At 57.6% G+C, this 17,821-nt stretch carries 22 protein-coding genes; all 22 read left to right on the top strand.

Features of this window, described 5'->3' with window-relative positions; translation table 11 throughout:
• Positions 1 to 35 precede the first annotated feature (35 nt).
• The 22 genes from AC5XE7_RS05380 (at position 36) to AC5XE7_RS05275 (ending at position 17,503) form a co-directional block, all read left to right on the top strand.
• Positions 36 to 590 carry a DUF669 domain-containing protein gene (locus AC5XE7_RS05380; protein WP_495365134.1) on the top strand — a complete coding sequence of 185 codons (555 nt, stop codon included), beginning with the start codon at positions 36 to 38 and terminating at the stop codon, positions 588 to 590.
• 64 nt (positions 591 to 654) lie between these two features.
• A complete protein-coding gene (locus AC5XE7_RS05375; RefSeq protein ID WP_495365133.1) occupies positions 655 to 834 on the top strand; it encodes a hypothetical protein in 180 nt (59 codons plus the stop codon).
• Complete coding sequence (locus AC5XE7_RS05370; RefSeq protein ID WP_495365132.1) at positions 835 to 1,380, top strand: RNA ligase family protein; 546 nt, start codon at positions 835 to 837, stop codon at positions 1,378 to 1,380.
• A 181-nt stretch (positions 1,381 to 1,561) separates the two neighbouring features.
• Positions 1,562 to 2,596: a DNA polymerase III subunit beta gene (dnaN, locus tag AC5XE7_RS05365; RefSeq protein ID WP_495365131.1), complete on the top strand. Its 1,035-nt coding sequence runs from the start codon at positions 1,562 to 1,564 to the stop codon at positions 2,594 to 2,596.
• Positions 2,593 to 3,096 (top strand): HNH endonuclease, encoded by a 504-nt coding sequence (locus AC5XE7_RS05360; RefSeq protein WP_495365130.1) that lies wholly within the window; start codon positions 2,593 to 2,595, stop codon positions 3,094 to 3,096. Before dnaN ends, AC5XE7_RS05360 begins: the two co-directional genes overlap by 4 nt.
• On the top strand, positions 3,096 to 4,052 hold the full coding sequence (locus AC5XE7_RS05355; RefSeq protein WP_495365129.1) for an oxidoreductase: 957 nt from the start codon (positions 3,096 to 3,098) through the stop codon (positions 4,050 to 4,052). Before AC5XE7_RS05360 ends, AC5XE7_RS05355 begins: the two co-directional genes overlap by 1 nt.
• Positions 4,053 to 4,072: 20 nt before the next feature.
• Positions 4,073 to 4,549, top strand: a complete 477-nt coding sequence (locus AC5XE7_RS05350) for a sigma-70 family RNA polymerase sigma factor (protein WP_495365128.1) — start codon at positions 4,073 to 4,075, stop codon at positions 4,547 to 4,549.
• A 794-nt stretch (positions 4,550 to 5,343) separates the two neighbouring features.
• Entirely contained in the window at positions 5,344 to 7,083 is a 1,740-nt protein-coding gene (locus AC5XE7_RS05345; RefSeq protein WP_495365127.1) for a DEAD/DEAH box helicase, read from the top strand.
• A gap of 90 nt (positions 7,084 to 7,173) precedes the next feature.
• Positions 7,174 to 7,725: a hypothetical protein gene (locus tag AC5XE7_RS05340; RefSeq protein ID WP_495365126.1), complete on the top strand. Its 552-nt coding sequence runs from the start codon at positions 7,174 to 7,176 to the stop codon at positions 7,723 to 7,725.
• The gene (locus AC5XE7_RS05335; protein WP_495365125.1) at positions 7,725 to 8,249 is read left to right on the top strand and encodes a siphovirus Gp157 family protein; all 525 of its coding nucleotides are present in this window, start codon (positions 7,725 to 7,727) and stop codon (positions 8,247 to 8,249) included. The genes AC5XE7_RS05340 and AC5XE7_RS05335 overlap by 1 nt, the downstream gene beginning before the upstream one ends.
• Positions 8,250 to 8,436: 187 nt before the next feature.
• Complete coding sequence (locus AC5XE7_RS05330) at positions 8,437 to 8,670, top strand: hypothetical protein (protein ID WP_495365124.1); 234 nt, start codon at positions 8,437 to 8,439, stop codon at positions 8,668 to 8,670.
• A 244-nt stretch (positions 8,671 to 8,914) separates the two neighbouring features.
• Positions 8,915 to 9,559 carry a hypothetical protein gene (locus tag AC5XE7_RS05325; RefSeq protein ID WP_495365123.1) on the top strand — a complete coding sequence of 215 codons (645 nt, stop codon included), beginning with the start codon at positions 8,915 to 8,917 and terminating at the stop codon, positions 9,557 to 9,559.
• Between the two features lie 149 nt (positions 9,560 to 9,708).
• Positions 9,709 to 10,503, top strand: coding sequence for a GIY-YIG nuclease family protein (locus AC5XE7_RS05320; protein ID WP_495365122.1), 795 nt, complete (start codon positions 9,709 to 9,711; stop codon positions 10,501 to 10,503).
• On the top strand, positions 10,455 to 10,832 hold the full coding sequence (locus tag AC5XE7_RS05315) for a hypothetical protein (RefSeq protein WP_495365121.1): 378 nt from the start codon (positions 10,455 to 10,457) through the stop codon (positions 10,830 to 10,832). The genes AC5XE7_RS05320 and AC5XE7_RS05315 overlap by 49 nt, the downstream gene beginning before the upstream one ends.
• The gene (locus AC5XE7_RS05310) at positions 10,829 to 11,542 is read left to right on the top strand and encodes a hypothetical protein (RefSeq protein WP_495365120.1); all 714 of its coding nucleotides are present in this window, start codon (positions 10,829 to 10,831) and stop codon (positions 11,540 to 11,542) included. The genes AC5XE7_RS05315 and AC5XE7_RS05310 overlap by 4 nt, the downstream gene beginning before the upstream one ends.
• Before the next feature lie 426 nt (positions 11,543 to 11,968).
• Positions 11,969 to 14,149, top strand: coding sequence for an AAA family ATPase (locus AC5XE7_RS05305; protein WP_495365119.1), 2,181 nt, complete (start codon positions 11,969 to 11,971; stop codon positions 14,147 to 14,149).
• A gap of 224 nt (positions 14,150 to 14,373) precedes the next feature.
• Entirely contained in the window at positions 14,374 to 14,907 is a 534-nt protein-coding gene (locus AC5XE7_RS05300; RefSeq protein WP_495365118.1) for a VRR-NUC domain-containing protein, read from the top strand.
• Between the two features lie 50 nt (positions 14,908 to 14,957).
• Positions 14,958 to 15,281, top strand: coding sequence for a hypothetical protein (locus AC5XE7_RS05295; RefSeq protein WP_495365117.1), 324 nt, complete (start codon positions 14,958 to 14,960; stop codon positions 15,279 to 15,281).
• Positions 15,282 to 15,340: 59 nt separating this feature from the next.
• Complete coding sequence (locus AC5XE7_RS05290) at positions 15,341 to 15,700, top strand: hypothetical protein (protein ID WP_495365116.1); 360 nt, start codon at positions 15,341 to 15,343, stop codon at positions 15,698 to 15,700.
• Positions 15,697 to 15,888, top strand: coding sequence for a helix-turn-helix domain-containing protein (locus AC5XE7_RS05285; RefSeq protein WP_495365115.1), 192 nt, complete (start codon positions 15,697 to 15,699; stop codon positions 15,886 to 15,888). Before AC5XE7_RS05290 ends, AC5XE7_RS05285 begins: the two co-directional genes overlap by 4 nt.
• Before the next feature lie 95 nt (positions 15,889 to 15,983).
• The gene (locus AC5XE7_RS05280; protein WP_495365114.1) at positions 15,984 to 16,514 is read left to right on the top strand and encodes a GIY-YIG nuclease family protein; all 531 of its coding nucleotides are present in this window, start codon (positions 15,984 to 15,986) and stop codon (positions 16,512 to 16,514) included.
• A complete protein-coding gene (locus AC5XE7_RS05275) occupies positions 16,511 to 17,503 on the top strand; it encodes a hypothetical protein (protein WP_495365113.1) in 993 nt (330 codons plus the stop codon). Before AC5XE7_RS05280 ends, AC5XE7_RS05275 begins: the two co-directional genes overlap by 4 nt.
• The last annotated feature ends 318 nt before the right edge of the window (positions 17,504 to 17,821 follow it).

The following is a 17,821-nucleotide window of genomic DNA, read 5'->3' as shown; positions in this document are numbered from 1 at the left end:
CAGGCGCACCTACCACCACGTAAGAGGAAAATAGAATGGCCGTACTTGGCTCGAAATTCAACGCGCATGATCACGACACCGAACAACGCGATTACGAAGAACTGCCAAATGGGATTTATGCTCTCGAAATTGAAGCCAGCGACGTGGCGCCGACCAAAGCTGGCACGGGAACCATCCTGAAAACCACCAGCGTCGTGCTTGAACCGGAAGACTTCAAGGGCCGCAAGCTGTTCACCAACTACAATATCGAGAATCCGAACAGTCAGGCGCAAGAGATCGGCCAGCGCCAGTTCGCCAGCCTTTGCCGCGCCATCGGCATTACCGAAGTCGAGGACAGCGAGCAGCTTCATTTCCATCGCTATGTCGTAAAGGTGAAGTTGGGCAAGCCGTCCAAGGATGGCCAGTATCCGGCCCGCGCCGAAATCGCCACCTACTACTTCCCAGATCAGGGCAACGTCCCCGAGCCGGCCATCGACGCCGAGCAGCCCGCTCGCATGCAGGCTCCCGCCAACGACAATCGCCCTGCGGCACGTCCCGCGGCACAGCAGCAGGCGGCTGCGGGTGGGGCGGCGAAGAAGCGTCCTTGGTAATCTGAACAACGGCGGCTGGTTGCTACCCGCAACTGGCCGCCCCTACTGGATAGAGGAGAAGCATATGGCTTACAGCGTTCAGGAAGCGCGCGGCTACCTTGAAACGGGCGGCCTTGGCGAGACGATGGGTCTCGCCCTGATGGCGGCCGAGGCAAACCAGACGAAAGTGCAGATGGATACCGACATGGCGGTGGCCCTTTGCCAGCTTGCCGCCGAGGGGTTGGCTAAGAAGGAGGCCGCATAGATGACCGACTTCATCCCATTCCCTAAAATCCCACGCCTCAAGCGCGGCTGCATCATCACCGAAAAGATCGACGGCACCAACGCTCAGATCGTCATTGACGCGGAGGGCAACGTCCGGGCCGGCTCACGTAATCGCTGGATCACGCCGGACAACGACAACTTCGGCTTTGCCGCGTGGGTGAAGCAGAACGAGGACGAGCTGCGCGCGCTAGGTGAAGGCCAGCACTTTGGCGAGTGGTGGGGACTTGGCATTCAGCGCGGATACGGCCTGCATGAGCGCCGGTTCTCGCTGTTCAACACCGGCCGGTGGAGCAACCCGGAAAACCGCCCGGCGTGCTGCGACGTTGTGCCTGTTCTCTACGCCGGCGACTTCAGCACAAACACCGTCGATTGGGTGATGGACACCTTGAAGGAAGCCGGATCACAGGCTGCGCCGGGTTTCATGAAGCCGGAAGGCATCATCGTGTTCATGACTGCGGCGCGGCATCTTTACAAGGTGCTGGCCGACAACGATGACCAGCCTAAGTCGCTGATGGAGGCCGCATGATGGGCTGGCCTGAAGCATTCTTCTATAGCGTTGCCGCCATTGCCGGCGCAGGAGCTTTCTTAGGCTTCTTCTACATCATAGGCCGCTAACAACCGCGCTGCCGGGCAGCCACCAACTGCCCGGCACCACCTACCACCACCACCGCGTACCACGCGGCACCATCACCCAAGAGGAGAACACCATGCGCGTTTCACGCAGCGCCTTGGCGCGCCTGCTTACGCAGGTCACAAAGGCCGTCGAGACCCGAAACACCATTCCCGTTCTGGCTACCGTCAGACTGGTTGCCGAGAACAACCGCCTGACCGTCACCTGCACGAACCTCAACGTTGAAATGTCCGGTAGCATCGAATCCGATGGCGACTTCACCGCATGCATCGATGCGAAGCTGCTTGCCGCAGCCGTCAACAAGGCTGGCGGTGACGATCTGGCATTCGAGACGGATAGCGCGACCGCAACGCTCAAGGCTGGCCGTAGCCGCTACAAACTGCCCGTTCTGCCCGTTGACGACTTCCCGACCATGCAGACCGGCGAGTTCACGGCGGAGTTCGAGGCAGACCCGGCCGCCCTGTTTGCGCCCGTTGCGTTCGCCATGTCGGACGAAACCACGCGCTTCTACCTTTGCGGTGCATATCTGGAGCCGCACGCAGTTACGGCTACGAACGGGCACAAACTGTCATCGGTGGCGCACGAGCTTGGAGTAGAGTTCAAGCCGGTCATCGTGCCGTCGGGCACGGTTGCGCTTGCGCCAAAGGGCAATACCAAGGTGCGCATTTCTGGAACCAAGATCCAGTTTTGCACCGACGACATCGTTCTGACCAGCGCGCTGGTAGACGGCAGTTATCCCGACTACGAGCGTGTCATTCCGCGCGACCAGCCCAACGCTGCCGTGTTCGACAATGCCGCCATGAAAGCAGCCGTGGATCGCGTTGCTATCGTCTCGCAGGACAGGGCGCCATCCGTTCGGCTGGACCTTACCAGCGAGGAAATCAGCGTGTCGGCTCGCGGCGACGGCGAGGCCGATGACGTCGTGCCATGCGCCTACGACGGTCCTGCGCAGGCCGTGGGCTTCAATGCGCGTTATCTAGGCGAAGTCCTTGGCTGTCTGCCCAGTGGCGATGTGCGCATGGCTGTGGGCGATTGTAACGGCCCTGTGGTGTTCACGAGTGACGCGGCTCCTGCGCAACGGGTGGTCTGCATGCCGGTACGCGTTATATGAAGACGGTTTCAAAATTGACGCACGACCGACTTACCAGTGTCCTTAATTACGATAAGGACACTGGTCTATTCACGTGGAAAGTAAAGTTGGGAAAAGGCGAGGCCGGTCGCATTGCAGGATCCCCGACGTGGGATGGATATATCCGAATAATGATCAACGGAGAAAGAATTTTCGCCCACCGGCTGGCATGGTTTTATGTGCATGGCGAGTGGCCCAATGGTCAGATAGATCACATCAACGTTAACAGGTCAGACAATCGTATAGAAAATCTGAGGTTGGCGACTGCCAGTCAAAATCAAGCCAACCGGAATATGCAGAGCAATAATACATCATGGTATAAGGGAGTCACGCACCTAAAGAGGTCGAATAAGTATATCGCGAGGATAAAGATAGATAGAAAACTGATCCATCTTGGTACATTCAATTGTCCAATTGAGGCCCATGAAGCATATATAAAGGCCGCCAACGATATATTCGGCTCATTTACAAGGGCTGCATAATGGCGCCCCTGCCCAAGCCCCGCGCCTCCACCGTCGCAGCGATCTACAAGGCGTACGAGGCCGCAAACAAGCACTATGACAGCCTTGGCATAAGCGTTGGCGAGATCGGTACGGAATGCGACCGCGCGCTTTGGTACGGATTTCGCTGGGCCAGTCAGCCGGAGGAAATCGACGGTCGCAAACTGTCGATCTTCCGAACCGGCGATCGGTGGGAGGAGGTCATGGTTTCCGACCTCGAACGCATTGGCGTTGAGGTCTGGGGGCAGCAGGAGCGCATCCGCCTTGTCCACGGCTTCGTACGCGGCAAGTGCGACGGAATGGCGCTGGGAATCCCTGAAGCCCCGAAAACCATTCACCTTTGCGAGTTCAAGAGTTCCAACGACAAGGGCTTCAAGGAGATCGTCAAGAAGGGCTGCCGCGTGGCCAAGCCCTTGCATTTTGCTCAATGCCAGATCGGCATGCACGCCTTCGGATACACGAGATGCCTGTACTACGTGACAAACAAGAACGACGACGCACGCTACACCGAGCGCCTTGAATACGATGTGGAATTCTGCCTTCGTCAGTTGGCGCGGGCCGAGCGCATCGTGTTTTCGGACAACCCACCGTCGCGCATAAGCGACGATCCGGAGTCATGGCTGTGCCGTTTCTGCAAACACCATGCCGTTTGCCATGAAGGCGCAATGCCTCGCGTGTCGTGCCGCAGTTGCATTCACATGCAGCCTGAGCGCGGTGGAGACTGCCACATAAGCTGCATGCGCTGGTCGAAGCCTCTTTCCGTCGATGAACAGAAAGAAGCTTGCCCCGCCCATCTTTTCAATCCCGGCCTGATCGACGGCGAGCAAATCGATTTCGACGAGGCCGCAGAATCCATCACGTACCGCATGCGAAGCGGCCGCATTTGGGTGGACGGGGCGGCACCAGCCAACGCCACCCCAACCCACCAAGCCGCCTAACACCGCACGAGGAGAACACCATGACGACCGCCGCCAACGACAACCGCCCGCCCGAGTTTGATGCGCTGATAGAACAATACACACCCGGCCTAAAGCGCCTGGCTGGCAAACTCGCGCCGGGGCAGGGTGATGAACTGTACGTCGATACAGTCATTCTGCTGCTGCATCGCTGGCGGTCGTTCCGACTGGATGGCGGCTTCTGGAATTGGGCATCGCTCACGATGCGTTCCATTGCGCGCGAAAACCGCAATAGGGCGAAGCGGCAACTTTCTTTCGCGCCGCTGGAAGCGGCATACAGCATCGGCACGCCGCCTGTGCAACAGAGTCGCGTCGAATTGAATGAAACTGTTGCAAAGCTTCGGCGTGTTCGCGGTGGGGCAGACGTGCTGCGGTACGCCATGGGCGATACCTTTGCTGACATTGGCAAGCGACGCGGCGTGAGCATCGAGCGAGCGCGCCAGATAGTTGTGGCTGCGCGTGAGAGGGTGGCGGCATGATGAAGCCCGCCGAAGTGATTGGTGCCGACGCCATAGCGGAGTTGCGCGCAGCTGGTTGGATCGTTGTGCGCCACGACGCGATCCGGCTGGCGCAGGCGCATGCGAGGGAGGAGGTGAGATGCGATGAAAGGCAATAGAGGCACGCTAGATATAATACCCGGGAAGGGACGACCTGCGAACCTTAAAGGGCAAAGATTTGGCAAGCTTGTTGCTGTCGAATACATCAAGTGGGTGCCACCAAAGTATAAGGCATCATGGCGCTGCATCTGTGATTGTGGCGGTGAAAAGATAACCCGCGCGGAGAACTTAAAGCGCGGAAAATCCACACACTGTGGTTGCGAGTCGCATGCGATTAGAGTCGCTCAGGTGACCAAGCATGGACATTCAGCCGCATCTAATGAGGGGCGAGCATCGCCCACATACCGAGCATGGCACGCGATGCGGCAAAGGTGCGGGAGTGAGAAGCATAGAGCCTACCCGGACTATGGAGGGAGAGGCATATCTGTGTGCGATCGATGGAGCGACTTCAGGAATTTCCTGGCCGATATGGGGGAGCGCCCGCATGGTAAGACGCTCGACAGAATCAATGTCAACGGAAACTATGAACCCTCAAATTGCCGATGGGCAACACAGGCCGAGCAAGCTGCCAACAAACGTCCGCGCCTACGGCATGGGGATTTCCTAGAGTTAGTAGGCGCGGCTCGAATCCTGGTCGCGGCAAATGACAATGAAATCCCTACTGCCATAGACGCCATCCAGGCCGCCCTTGACAGGCTAGATAGGAGACATGGGTAGTGCAGCTTCGCGATTACCAGCGTGCCAGCATCGATGCCCTATATGAATACTGGGCCAACGGCGGCGGAAACGGCCTCATCGTGCTCCCAACCGGAGCCGGCAAGGCGCTCGTCATTGCAAAGATCATTGAGGAGCTGCTTACCGACTATCCTGACATGCGTATCGTCAACGTTACGCACTCCGCCAGCCTTGTGGAGCAGAACTTCAAGGAATTCATCGGGCTGATGCCGTTTGCGCCGGCGGGCATCTATTCCGCATCTCTCAATCGCCGGGATACGCGCGCTCAGGTGTTGTTCTGCGGTATCCAGTCTGTGTGGAATAAGGTTGATCATCTGGGGCCAGTCGACCTTGTTCTGGTCGATGAGGCGCATGCGATCGGCCGCAACGCCAACACGCAGTACGGCAAGTTCTTTCGGGAGGTTCGTAAGGCCAATCCCGATAGCCGAACGGCGGGCACGACAGCAACCGACTACCGCATGGACTCAGGGCGGCTAACCGACGATCTGGACAGCGACGACGAAGTTGATGAGGACGGCAAGCCCGTTCGCTTTAAACTGTTCGATGATGTCGTCTATGAAGTGGGCATTGCCGACCTTATCGAGAAAGGATTTCTTACACGCCTTATCAGCGGCAAGACGACGGCGAAGATCGACTTGAAGGGAGTCGGCACCCGTGGCGGGGAGTACATACCCGGCCAGCTTTCGGCTGCCGCGGAGCGCATCATTGAAGATGCGGTTGCCGAAGATATGGTTATATCCGAGGGGCGCAGAGCCGGACTATTCTTCAGCACCAGTAAGGACAACGCGCGCCACATTGCGGAGTGCATCCGCCGGCATGGGCGGACATGTGCAGTCCTGACAAGTGACAACGCACACCAGACGAAAGAGGTGTTTGAGGGCTTCAGATCAGGAAAATATTGGGCCATCAGTTCGGTCAGCATGATCACGACAGGCACGAATTTTCCGTTTGTGGATTTCATATCGCTGATTTTGTCAACGAAAAGCCCCGGAAAATTGGTCCAGATTCTCGGGCGGGGCACCCGAAACTCGCCGGGCAAAGAAAATTGTCTTATTGCCGACCACGGTAAGAATCTGGCCTATCACGGGCCTATAGACCAGATACGACCGCGCGCACCCGGAAGTGGTGAAGGAGATCCGCCTCGTAAATTATGCCCGCAGGACAAGGCCGACGAGGACGGCAACTATGGCTGCGGCGAACTTATCCATGCATCGGCCAAGACGTGCCATTGCTGCGGCTACAAGTTCCCGCCGAGCGAGAATGTCAGCATTACCGCCAGCGCGGCAGACGCTCCGGTCCTGTCCACAGAGAAGCCATCATGGCGCCCCGTCAACAGCCGCCGTTTCGACTACCATGAAGGCAAGGGCGGGAAACCTCCATCGGTGAAGGTCAGCTACATGTGCGGAATGACTGCCATCCGCGAATGGCTATGCCCTCAACACACTGGGTTCGCCAAATCCAAGGCTGATAGGTGGTGGCTGGCGCATGGCGGCGAGCGACCCTTTCCGAAGTCTGTGATGGAATGGCTGGAGCGGCAGCGTGAGCTTGTCGAAACGGAGGAAATATCGGTGAAGCCCGACGGTAAATATTGGACCGTCGTATCACAGAAGGCGGGCACTGTTCGCGCCCACAACGACAACACGCGGCCTGCCGATAATGACAATGTACAGGAAATGTCGCCCGGACTGGCCGAAGTGTTGGCGGACGACATTCCCTTCTAGCCATTGACAAAGTTAACAAATGCATCCATAGTCTGAAAACCATGGTGCCGGCCTACCCAGCCGGTACTGCTACCACTGAGGAGAATATGCATGGGCGATATCCTGCGCGAAAAGCGCGACGAAATCAGTGACGCGCTGGACACGGTAATTGCCGACTCTGACATGAAAAGGCTTGAGAAGCAGGCGCGTGACATTGCGGACGAGATCGCCTCGACGGTCGAATACAACATCAAGGAAAACCTTGCTGGATGGCTGGCGGGTCATGTCCGATCTAATGCGGAGGCGGCGATTGAAGCCATCCTTTCCGGCAACGAACACGAAGCCCGCCGCCGGCTTAGCCTGAAGCCGGAGTCCTATTATGACGGGCGCGGCTTCAAACCATGGTTCGACACGTCGTCACGCTTGCACGAAAGCGGTCCAGTCGAGTTGCGACGCAAGATTGTCGAGGCGCACCGCGATTTGATTGCGGACGCTCGCATTGCAGACCTTGAGGCTCAATTAAAGGGCTTGGTCGAGAAGTACTACAAGATGGAACACGCCGAGTTGCCCCGCCTGCGTGAGCAGTTGCGTAGCGCAGAACATGAACTTGAACAGTATCGAGCCAACGAGCGCGCCTATTACGCAATGCAGGAGGCTGCATAATGTCTACCAAAACAGCCAACGACAACTTTTTGCAAGCCGACGTCGCCAATGTGCTCGCAGACATCGACGCGTTGCTGACCGCCTATCCCGAGCTTGCCGAAGATGGCCAACTCAAGGCCGACATGCTCGAAGGCGAAACCGACGCATTCTCGGTTCTTTCTCGCCTTGTAAACATCGAGCGTGACGCCGACAGCATGGGCAAAGCCGTGGCTGCACGTGTCTCTGACCTACAAGCCCGCAAAGCCAGAGCCGACAAGCGCAAGGAGGCAATGCGCGTACTCATGCTCCGTGTGATGCAAGCGGCGGGCATCCAGAAAGCGCCACTGGTTGAGGCAACGGTTAGCGTGACGAAGGGCAGGGATAGTGTGGAGATTGTTGACGAAACAGCAGTCCCGCCGCGCTTCCTGAAGGTCGTCAAGACGCCCGACAAGACGCTGATCAAGGCTGCTCTAGATGCCGGTAAGGCCGTGCGCGGGGCTGAGATCAAGACCGGCCAGCCTACCATTTCGGTGCGGGTGGCGTGATGTCCGAACTATCCATCGTCAAGCAGGAGTTTCCTGAAACGCCCCGTCCGTACAGGCTTATCGAAACGTACCTCACCAGCGAAGGGCCGCGTTCTCGCATTTGCTCTGGTGCCTTCTCTACATTCGATGACGCCAACATGTGGCGAGCCGAGTTGATTTCGGAAATGCCGCGCCGAAAGGATGCGGCATGACCAACTACGGCGACCAATTCATGAAGTGCCCGGAATGCGGCGGCGTGGCTGAGGCTGAGTGTGTTGACGTTGGCGTCGGCCTCTACATCAAGGACGAATACGAGTGTCCCTGCGGATACAATTCGGCCGCAGATGGACGGATCAACGTCGCCACCTACGACGACTGGTTTCCGGATGACACGATTGAGCCAAGCCCATATCGTCCACCCGTTGTTGGTACGAGGCTATAACGAGTAGCGGGATCGTGTTGCCAATCCTTGATTTCAGACCAGCGCACCCACACCTTTCCGTAAGTGCAGTCATAATAGCCCTGTGCCCCGGGCCTACCCAATTCTTCGTAACCAATGTTCATTGCATCGTTCCTTTGTTGTCGATGCTTGAACAATACCACCCACTAGCAGGTGTTGCCTAGTCAGGCGCAAAAACAACCACCACACGGCTACCAACCGTGCACCACAATGAGGAGAAGAATGAATGGCAATGGTTGCCGGAGTCGGAATGCACAGTCATGCCGACAGAGGTCACGACTTTTACGCCACGCCGCGCGAAGCGGTAGATGCCTTTCTGGCCATCGAGAAGAAGTGGCTTCCGGAGGGGGCGATATGGGAACCGGCCTGCGGCGACGGCGCAATCGTCCTGCCGCTGCGGGAGAGCGGCCGAACGGTATACGCGACGGACTTGGTGGACCGGGGATGCCCGGACAGCACGGCAGGCTTGGATTTCCTGCGGGATGGCAGGTATCCGGGGCGCGGCGTGACGAAGGCAATCATCACTAACCCGCCTTTCAAACTGGCATGGCAGTTCGTGGAGCGCGCTCTTCAAGAGTGTGATTACGTGGCCATGCTTCTGCGGCTGGCCTTCCTTGAGGGGTGCGCACGCAAGACGTGGTTCGAGATGCGCCCCCTGGCTCGCGTCCATGTCTCCAGCCGCCGCTTGCCCATGATGCACCGCCATGGATGGACGGGGCCGAAGGCGGGCTCGGCCGTCTGCCACGCGTGGTTTGTCTGGGACAGGCGGCACGAGGGCCGTCCGCAAATCCAGTGGTTCGACTGGAAAGACCACGCGCCGCTGGTCGGCGACAACGACAATGCCGCTCCCGCGCAAGCAGGTGCGGCATGAGCGCTAAAGGCACAAGCAAATGGACACACGACGCGATCATGTCCGTCGCGCTAGAATTTAAAACACGCGCCGAATTTCATAAGGGCGCCACGGCTGCCTACGCAGCGGCGCGGCGCAGTCAATACGGCCTAGATCATTTCTGTAGTCATATGGAAAAGAAGAACGAGCGATGGACATTCGACAAGATAATGTCCATCGCAAAATCTTACAAAACACTTCAAGAGTTTAGAGAGGGCGATTACGCAGCGTATTCGGCCGGGCTAAGAAGTGGCAGGACGGGAGAGCTATACGCTCATATGAGAACGGAGAGGGTTCCGCAAGATAGGTACATCTATGCGATAGTAGCATCCAACAACAAGACCGCTTACATAGGGCTTAGCAAGCAGCCGCAGCGCAGATACATGCAGCACAAGCGGGTTGGGCGTGAATGCATTCGCCGCCTGATAAATGAACCTCATGAATTTAAGATACTCTGTGGACCGCTGCACGAAGATTCCGCAAGAGAGGCGGAACGCTGGTACATACAAGACTACGCGAGAAAAGGCATAGTCTTGCTTAATGCCAATGTTGGTGGGGCTCTTGGCGGGAGCACGCAGCGCGCATGGTCGCCTGAAGAAATTCACGCTGAAGCGCTTAAATACACGAGCCGAGAGGATTTTAAAAGGGGCTCTGGTGGTGCCTATAAGGCTGCGGCCCTTTTTGGTGGCGTTGCACAATTCTGCAACCACATGCCAAGCAGGCGTCCAATTAAATGGATGCCAGAAACCATCAGGGAGGAGGCGAAGAAGTACAACACTAGAAGAGAGTTTGAAATGTCATGCGGCAGGGCCGTCCATGTAGCGAGGAGGCTGGGCATTATGGATGACGTGTGCTCCCACATGGAATGGAGAGCAAGATGGCCGAACCCATCGAACGACAACAATTCAGAAAGAGCAGCCGCATGAAGGTTGAAGAACCGACTGTTTGTCATATTTGTTGTGAGCGCGCCATCGGCATAGGCATCGGCTTCACCCACAGCCGCGACAAAGACCCGCGCTGGCTCTGCGTCGACTGCTCCATGCTCATCGAGGACATCCGCCGTATCAAACGAATGGACGCCTACGAGCACCGTGCGCTCGATCGCGTAGATGAGATAGCCGGCGACTTTGCGGCCGAGCACGGAACCGACATTGCGCAGTACGATGAACTCACGCGCCGCATGCTCTGGAAAACCGTCGTGCAGGGGTACGGCAATGCGCTGCGGGCGGAAATCAGGAATGAGGCGCCGTTTTGAAGCACGATAATGATAACCAGCGGCCGGCTATTGTTGCCAATAGCGAGCCGCGGACGATCGCCGCCCTATACGTCGAAGCCAACGGCGCCTATTTCGGCCTGCCCGGCGTCGATCCATGGGACGAAGTACGCGACGCACGCAAGTACGCCGGGCCGCATCCTGTCGTCGCGCATCCACCATGCCAGCGGTGGGGCAAGCTATGGGCCGGCCAGCCGCTCTATATCAAGCGCACCGGCACCCGCAAAATCAAGGGCGACGATGGCGGCTGCTTTGCGCATGCGCTATGGGCCGTTCGGGCCTTCGGAGGCGTCATCGAGCATCCATGGGGAAGCCATGCCTGGGCGCACTTCGGCCTGAATAAGCCGCCTCGTGCCGGCGGCTGGATCATGGCCGATTTTCATGGCGGGTGGACGTGTTGCGTCGAGCAGGGACGATACGGTCACTATGCCCGCAAGCCGACGCTTCTCTATGCCGTTGGCGTTGATCTTCCGGAATTGGATTGGGGTGTCGGTGAGCCGCGTCTTGATCCGGCCGTGGTCGAGCGCATGGGGCTCAAGCGTGCCAAGCGTCTTGGTGAAGTTGGCGCACGCGGCGGCGGCAAGGACAGTTCGCCCCGTATCCACACGCCAATGCCGTTCCGCAACATTCTCATCGCTATGGCGCGCTCCGCCCACAGCAACAAGGACACCACCATTGCCGACGCAGCTTAGTCCTATGCGGTTTGATAACGACAACACTCCATATACAGCAAGCATCGCAGATCTTGGCATAAAGGCTCCGCGTCACGGTTATCGCTGCTCCCGCACCCTAACGGTGGCGCATCTGGGCAAAGTCAGATCACGAAATGGAACTATCCAATACAAGGCATTTTGCCCGGAGTGCCGCAACGTAGGCGCGAATTTCCCACATGCCGACATATCGGGCCTTGACGAGGACAGAATTCCATTCATCCGGATCCATGATGTGGAGCCATGCGAGAGATGTGGGAGCACCGAGGGGACCGAGCGTCACCATTGGGCTCCCATTCACCTTTTCAACGACGCTGACGACTGGCCGACAAGCTGGCTATGCCGAAACTGCCACACCGAGTGGCATCGCGTCGTAACGCCGAACATGACAAGGACCGCCGGGCAACCATGAATCAAAGCGAAATTAGAAAAAAGCTCCTCGGTAACGGCTACCTCCCTATACCGGTTAACGGGAAGCGTCCGCGTATCGCGGGATGGTCATCAATTCGCGCGACCGAGGCAACCATTGAGTCATGGGATCGCGGCCACATCGACCACAAGAACACCGGTATCCTGGCCGGCGACGTTGTGGCGATCGACGTTGATGTTCTGGACCATGAGCTGGCGGCAGAGCTGGGCGGCATGGTGCGAGCACTGCCAGACGGACAAAAGGCACTGTGCCGTGTAGGCCGCGCGCCCAAGTGCCTCTACGTTTTCCGCGCTATAGAGCCGCGCAGCAAGGCTACGACGCCTGTCTACCTGGTTGGTGGCCACAAATGCCAGATCGAGGTTCTCGGTAAAGGCCAGCAGTTTGTGGCGTTTGGGATGCACCCAGAAACAGGCCGCGATTATGAGTGGATTGGCGACTCGCCACTGGACGTGCGTTTTGCTGACCTGCCTGTAATTGTGCCCGACGATCTGGACAGGTTTCTTGCTGAATCGGAATCGCGGATGGCCGCGGTTGGTTTGCCCGAGAAAAAGCATGACAAATCGTCAACACAGGTACTGCAGGGAGGCGAAACCTTCTGGCAGCGCGTCAATACATCCGCCCTTGCGAACGCGGATGCATGGGTGCCGTCGCTGTTCTCCGGCGCCCACAAAGAGGCCGGCACGGGCGCGTGGCGCGTTAGCAGCAAGGAACTCGGCCGCAACCTTGAGGAGGACATCAGTATCCACCCGGACGGCGTGCGCGACTTTGGTGAGGAAAAGCCATCTACGCCGATTCAGCTCGTTATTGAGTATGGTGGCGCCGCGACGCCGAAGGATGCTGCATTCTGGCTTTGTGAGCGTGTCAGCGCTGATCCAGAATCCATGGGGTGGAACCAACCTCAACTTGGCGTGAGCCTAAATCTTAATTCTGACAAGCGGCCACCAGAAGCCGCAAACGACGACAAACCGCAAAAACGCCTCAATATCTTCGACTGGAAGGCGTCGCGTTTCGTGGGCGAGCCTCCATCGGTCGATTATCTTATTGACGGTATCGTTCCGCTCGGTGTGCCTGCTATGATCGCAGCGATGGGAGATACCGGTAAATCGTTCGTCATGATGGAAACGGCCCGTCGCGTTGCATTTGGCGAGGGTGCGTTTGCGCCGCCTATACTTGGCGGTCACGTCAGGAGGAACGGAACCGCTGTCATGATCACTTCGGAAGACGACGAGGGCGAAGTGCATCGTCGTCTTGCTGCTCTGGACATGCGTGAGGACCGCTACAAGTCCGTCGCTGACAAGCTAATGGTTGTGCCCCTGCCGAGCGCTGGTGGGGCCATGCCGTTCTGGAGGCAAGGTAAAGATCGAGGTTTGGAGGAGACGCCAGAATATAGGCAGCTGGTTGACCAACTTTTGACGATCGATGACCTCATGTTTGTTGCCATAGATCCGCTAGCAAGCTTCGCGCATCTGCAGATCAATGAAGATCCAGCAGCAGGGCAATTCGTTTGCACATCCTTGAGTCGAGTGGCAACCGAAACGGGGGCTACCGTTATGGTCGCGCACCACATGAAGAAAACGGCGAAGCCCGTAGAAAAGCTGTCAGAGGCTCGTGACGCTATCCGGGGCAGCACGGCATTGGTGGACGGCCTCCGCCTTGCCTATGCACTGTGGCCAGCCGAGGAAGAAAACGCGAAGAAAATATGCCGCAGCATAGGTAAGCCTTACCTGCATAACTCTGTTGCCTACGGCGGAGTTGTGAAGGCTAACGGAGCCGCCCGACGAATTCTGTCAACTTACCATAGGAATGAATTTGGCCTGCTTGAGGATATCACGGCGTCAAATACAGATGGTGTTTTCACATCACAGGATGATCTTTCGACAATCCTTGTCATATCCATCGAGAGCGCGGCTGCGGCCGGTTCGCCCTATACAAAGTCGGGAGCGTCAGGAATTTTCGAGCTTCGTGAGCAGTTGCCATCCGAGTTGAAGGCCCTCTCAAAGGGGAGACTTCACGCCATGGTGGATGACGCTTTGGAGCGCGGACAAATTGTTCGCTGCAAGGCCAGAAATGAGAAAACGCCAAAATGGCTCGATGTTCCGACAGGCCCATTCGCTGCTGGATTGGGTGAATTTAGGGCTGGCATGAAGCGCGCCGGGTAGGCAAAAACCCGTTCCCAAGCCTCTTGGAAATGAAGTCGTTCCCACGGGAATGGGAATGGGTTCTCTTTGAAAATCAATAACTTAGCATTTCCATTCCCGGCGTTCCCGGAATTTTCAGAAATGGATAAGCCATTGAAAACAATGGTATTTCCGTTCCCGGAAATTACCCCCTACTACGTAGGGGGAAGCGTTGGGAACGGCTTCCCCTGATAGTAGGAGTTTATATGCCGCGCACCACCACCAACGGCACCGCCAACACCACCACCACCCAGACTGTCCGCATCGGCGGCCAGCGCATGCGCCTCACCACCCGCAACGGGCGCGTCACCGCCCGCCCCGCACCGGTGCTGGAATGGGAGTTGCAGGCCGCCCAAATCAGGGCGCTGCGCGCCATGCCCGAGTACGGCGAGCAGTTCCTGCTGGTCGGCGGCATGGAAGCCGGCAAGCGCGGTCCACGCGCACAGCAGCAGGCACTGGCAACCGGACTTACGGCTGGCCACCCGGATGTCACGATCTTTCTGCCGGGCGGCAAGTGCGCATTCATCGAGAATAAGGTTGGCAACCCCGCCACTGGTTCGGGTGGCCGCCTGTCACCGGCCCAGGTTGATCGGCATGCTGCGCTGGCCAAGCTTGGGCACGAGGTTGCCGTCCTGCGCGCCACCACGACGGAGGACGCTGCCGCACAGGCCGTTGCCCTTGTCCGCCAGTGGCTGGCCGGGAATCAAAACAAAACAGAGAAGGCAAAAAAAGTCGCTTGACGTACTAACGCATATGCGTTACATATTAGTCATCAACAAGGGCGACGGAAATGACCAACTTTGCAGCGATCATCGAAGAAGGCGAATACGAGCACTACGGCGTTCGCGCCCACCGCGTAGCCGCAACCGTTGGCCAGACTCTCGGCAATAGCCGCGTGTGGGTTGATGGCGAATGCACCGACGAGGAACTTCGCGGCATCAGCACTATCAAGGTTCGCACCGCCGCAGAAGCTGAAGACGCAGTCGCCCGTATCCGCAAGGAATACTGCTGGGATAACGAGGCGATAGTGCTCGTCGGCGGATATGAGGGCGAGTGGGGCGAAGATGCTGGCGAATTCATCATCCGCGACAACATTTGCCTGGCAGTTGCCTGATGGGGCCGGTCCATGCTCTGGCTAAAGCCTACGAAGATCGCCGCCGATGGACGCTGGAGATGCCTTACCTCGGCCTTCCCGGGACAGAGAGGGGTAAATTTAGCGGTGCAATTTTTCCGATGCCGCCGATTGGAGAATTTACCAAAAAAACAAAAGCACCGCATATAATCTGCCTTGAAATAATTAACAACGGTGGCATTAAGGAGATTGTCCCTCTCGCGGGTCCAGTATCATGGCCCGCAATGCGACAATTAACAAAGAGACTTGTTAATTTGGGCGCTCACCCGCTGGATATCGTAGTTGCTACATGGGACAGCGTTACGGATGATTTTACATTTCGCAGCGCGGTTGATCATCTTTTATGGACATCAGACGATCAAGATAAGCTATCTTTGTCTGCAAGCGATGGCTCATCATGAATTCGTCCGACTTCCGCTCAATACGTCTCCGTTTGGGACTAACCCAAGCTGAGCTTGCGCGCGTTTTGGGGTACAAATCTCCGATGCGCATAAGCGAGTTCGAGCGGGAGACCAACCCGCGTCCCGTGCCTCGGCTTTTGGCGCTGGTCATGCTGGCCATGGAGAGCGGATGGCAACCGCCTGAATGATGTCTATTAGTACTTGACAAAGTTAACAAAAGCGCTTAGGTTCAGGATACCACCAGCGCCTACCAAGCGCGAACTGCCACATTGAGGAGAAATCGTTGAAGCCCAACAACGACAATGATGAGCGCCTTAGGAATGTAATCTGCGGATGGGGGAACATAGACGTCACATCTTCGGATCAGCTCATTACAACCGAAAAGGAATATAAGTTATCACACCCATTGAGGATGCTGTCATCTAATCTGTATTCGATGAATCAGGACTCCGATGATCATTCTTTGGTTTACGTAATTTCAGATATCTTCGGGGAATGCGTAAAAATTGGAGAGGCACGTGACGCAAACAAGCGGCTGTTGCAACTTCAGGCGGGCAATCCAAGGCGATTGTACATCCACAGAGCATTCTGGTTTCGCAATAAGCAATACGCGCAGCTTGTAGAGAATCAAACTCACAGAGCTGCGCCCAGTCGAGGTTTCCAGAGGCTTCAGAGCGAATGGTTTCGGTGCAAGCCATCGCAGGCGCACAGTCTAATCCTGTCTATCATAGACGACATCCCGATTGCGTACTTTGGCGTTGTGACGCCAGGCAAGGCGCACTGGGGCCATAGCGAGCACGAGGCCGCAGCATGACAACCTACAAATCATTCGCCGACGCCCTTTCGGCAGCACCTGCAACGCCACCCACACCAGCCAAGCGCGAGGCCGCCAACGACAACAAACCTCAACCATCGAAACGCCTGCGCAGCACCACCACCCTACCGGCGTTGCGATGGCTTTACGACAATCACCCGGAGTTGGCTGAGCCTATGGCAAAAGCGGTGAAATCCCTTTCCAAGACGCTATGGTCGCCGGACGCAGTCGATAGCGACCTAGAAATCCGCCCCACGGTCGGCGAGCTGGCAAAAGCGTCAAGCAATGGCAAGGATGACGACGGCAACTATGTCTGGCTGAAGCCGGAAGTTAAGCAGGATAAGGACGGCAATCCGTATATCAAGCTTGGCGATTTGAGGTTCAAGGGCAACGCGCTCGTTGAGTATGGCCGGACAGCAAAAGGCAGGAAGCTGGAGCCGCGCGACAGGGCAACGCCTCGCGGGGAGGAGCCAAGCGGCCGGCGCAACCCGAACGGGTATCTTGCCCTGCGCGGTGCTGTGGCTTCGCCTGTGGTGGCCCAGCCGTACCAACACCCGATAAGCGCGGATCCGGCGCTTGCGCCCATGTATGATCCGCAGCGCAACGTGGAGGCCAATCGCGCCGAGTTGCGCCAGCGCGGCGTTGATGGCTCGGTGAAGTTCGAGGATTTGCCGCTGACGGCATATGGGCAGCGGGCAGTACGGTTTGCCTCAGGCATTGCTAAGGGCGCTGAGTTCTTCGGTGGCGTGGTTGGCTCAAGCGGCGCGGCGTCTAGCGGCGCAATCATGTGGGAGGCACCGGAGATTGCCAAAGGCGAGGCGATCAGGGTGGCGGAGGAGGTAGCGTCAGGAGCGACGCTTACGGAGATCGGAGTGCGGTTCGGTGTAGGCACGACGCGCCCCGATCGCGGCGCTAAAAATGTGCTTCTGGACGCGGCAAAGGCGCTAAAAGTCGCCAATGACAATAATCGCAAGAAAAAAGCGGCTTAGCGTCCAAATCCATGCCACTTGTGGCGTATGGTTATGAAGGGGATGGTTTGCGAACCTGCCCCACGCTCGACCATAGTTGCGGGAAAGCCCTGCGCGGCAAGGTACCGGATGAGTCGGGCGGAACTACACGACAGTAGAAAGCAAGGCGGCCCCACTGCTTGCATGCGCCCCTTGCGCTGTCGTCTTCATCCGCCCTTGGCGCCATTCTCCTCCGTCGCTTGCGACGTCTGGCTGCCTTGGGCGTATCGGCGGCGGGTTGTAGCTTGCCCGTCTGGGCTGCTCCCCGCCGCTTTCGGATTATCCATGCCAGACATACTG

This window comes from Aquamicrobium sp. YD-1-mutant5, from assembly GCF_059509755.1.
Note: the sequence above shows the minus strand (reverse complement) of the source record. Positions and strands in the feature narration are given on the sequence as shown.

Coding starts and splice junctions, on each gene's coding strand:
- AC5XE7_RS05355 (WP_495365129.1), top strand. CDS start 3,096: ATGGCGCCCCTGCCCAAGCCCCGCGCCTCCACCGTCGCAGCGATCTAC.
- AC5XE7_RS05275 (WP_495365113.1), top strand. CDS start 16,511: ATGACAACCTACAAATCATTCGCCGACGCCCTTTCGGCAGCACCTGCA.
- AC5XE7_RS05295 (WP_495365117.1), top strand. CDS start 14,958: ATGACCAACTTTGCAGCGATCATCGAAGAAGGCGAATACGAGCACTAC.
- AC5XE7_RS05350 (WP_495365128.1), top strand. CDS start 4,073: ATGACGACCGCCGCCAACGACAACCGCCCGCCCGAGTTTGATGCGCTG.
- AC5XE7_RS05320 (WP_495365122.1), top strand. CDS start 9,709: ATGGAAAAGAAGAACGAGCGATGGACATTCGACAAGATAATGTCCATC.
- AC5XE7_RS05340 (WP_495365126.1), top strand. CDS start 7,174: ATGGGCGATATCCTGCGCGAAAAGCGCGACGAAATCAGTGACGCGCTG.
- AC5XE7_RS05370 (WP_495365132.1), top strand. CDS start 835: ATGACCGACTTCATCCCATTCCCTAAAATCCCACGCCTCAAGCGCGGC.
- AC5XE7_RS05290 (WP_495365116.1), top strand. CDS start 15,341: ATGCCTTACCTCGGCCTTCCCGGGACAGAGAGGGGTAAATTTAGCGGT.
- AC5XE7_RS05330 (WP_495365124.1), top strand. CDS start 8,437: ATGACCAACTACGGCGACCAATTCATGAAGTGCCCGGAATGCGGCGGC.
- AC5XE7_RS05315 (WP_495365121.1), top strand. CDS start 10,455: ATGGCCGAACCCATCGAACGACAACAATTCAGAAAGAGCAGCCGCATG.
- AC5XE7_RS05360 (WP_495365130.1), top strand. CDS start 2,593: ATGAAGACGGTTTCAAAATTGACGCACGACCGACTTACCAGTGTCCTT.
- AC5XE7_RS05380 (WP_495365134.1), top strand. CDS start 36: ATGGCCGTACTTGGCTCGAAATTCAACGCGCATGATCACGACACCGAA.
- AC5XE7_RS05285 (WP_495365115.1), top strand. CDS start 15,697: ATGAATTCGTCCGACTTCCGCTCAATACGTCTCCGTTTGGGACTAACC.
- AC5XE7_RS05335 (WP_495365125.1), top strand. CDS start 7,725: ATGTCTACCAAAACAGCCAACGACAACTTTTTGCAAGCCGACGTCGCC.
- AC5XE7_RS05325 (WP_495365123.1), top strand. CDS start 8,915: ATGGCAATGGTTGCCGGAGTCGGAATGCACAGTCATGCCGACAGAGGT.
- AC5XE7_RS05305 (WP_495365119.1), top strand. CDS start 11,969: ATGAATCAAAGCGAAATTAGAAAAAAGCTCCTCGGTAACGGCTACCTC.
- dnaN (WP_495365131.1), top strand. CDS start 1,562: ATGCGCGTTTCACGCAGCGCCTTGGCGCGCCTGCTTACGCAGGTCACA.
- AC5XE7_RS05300 (WP_495365118.1), top strand. CDS start 14,374: ATGCCGCGCACCACCACCAACGGCACCGCCAACACCACCACCACCCAG.
- AC5XE7_RS05375 (WP_495365133.1), top strand. CDS start 655: ATGGCTTACAGCGTTCAGGAAGCGCGCGGCTACCTTGAAACGGGCGGC.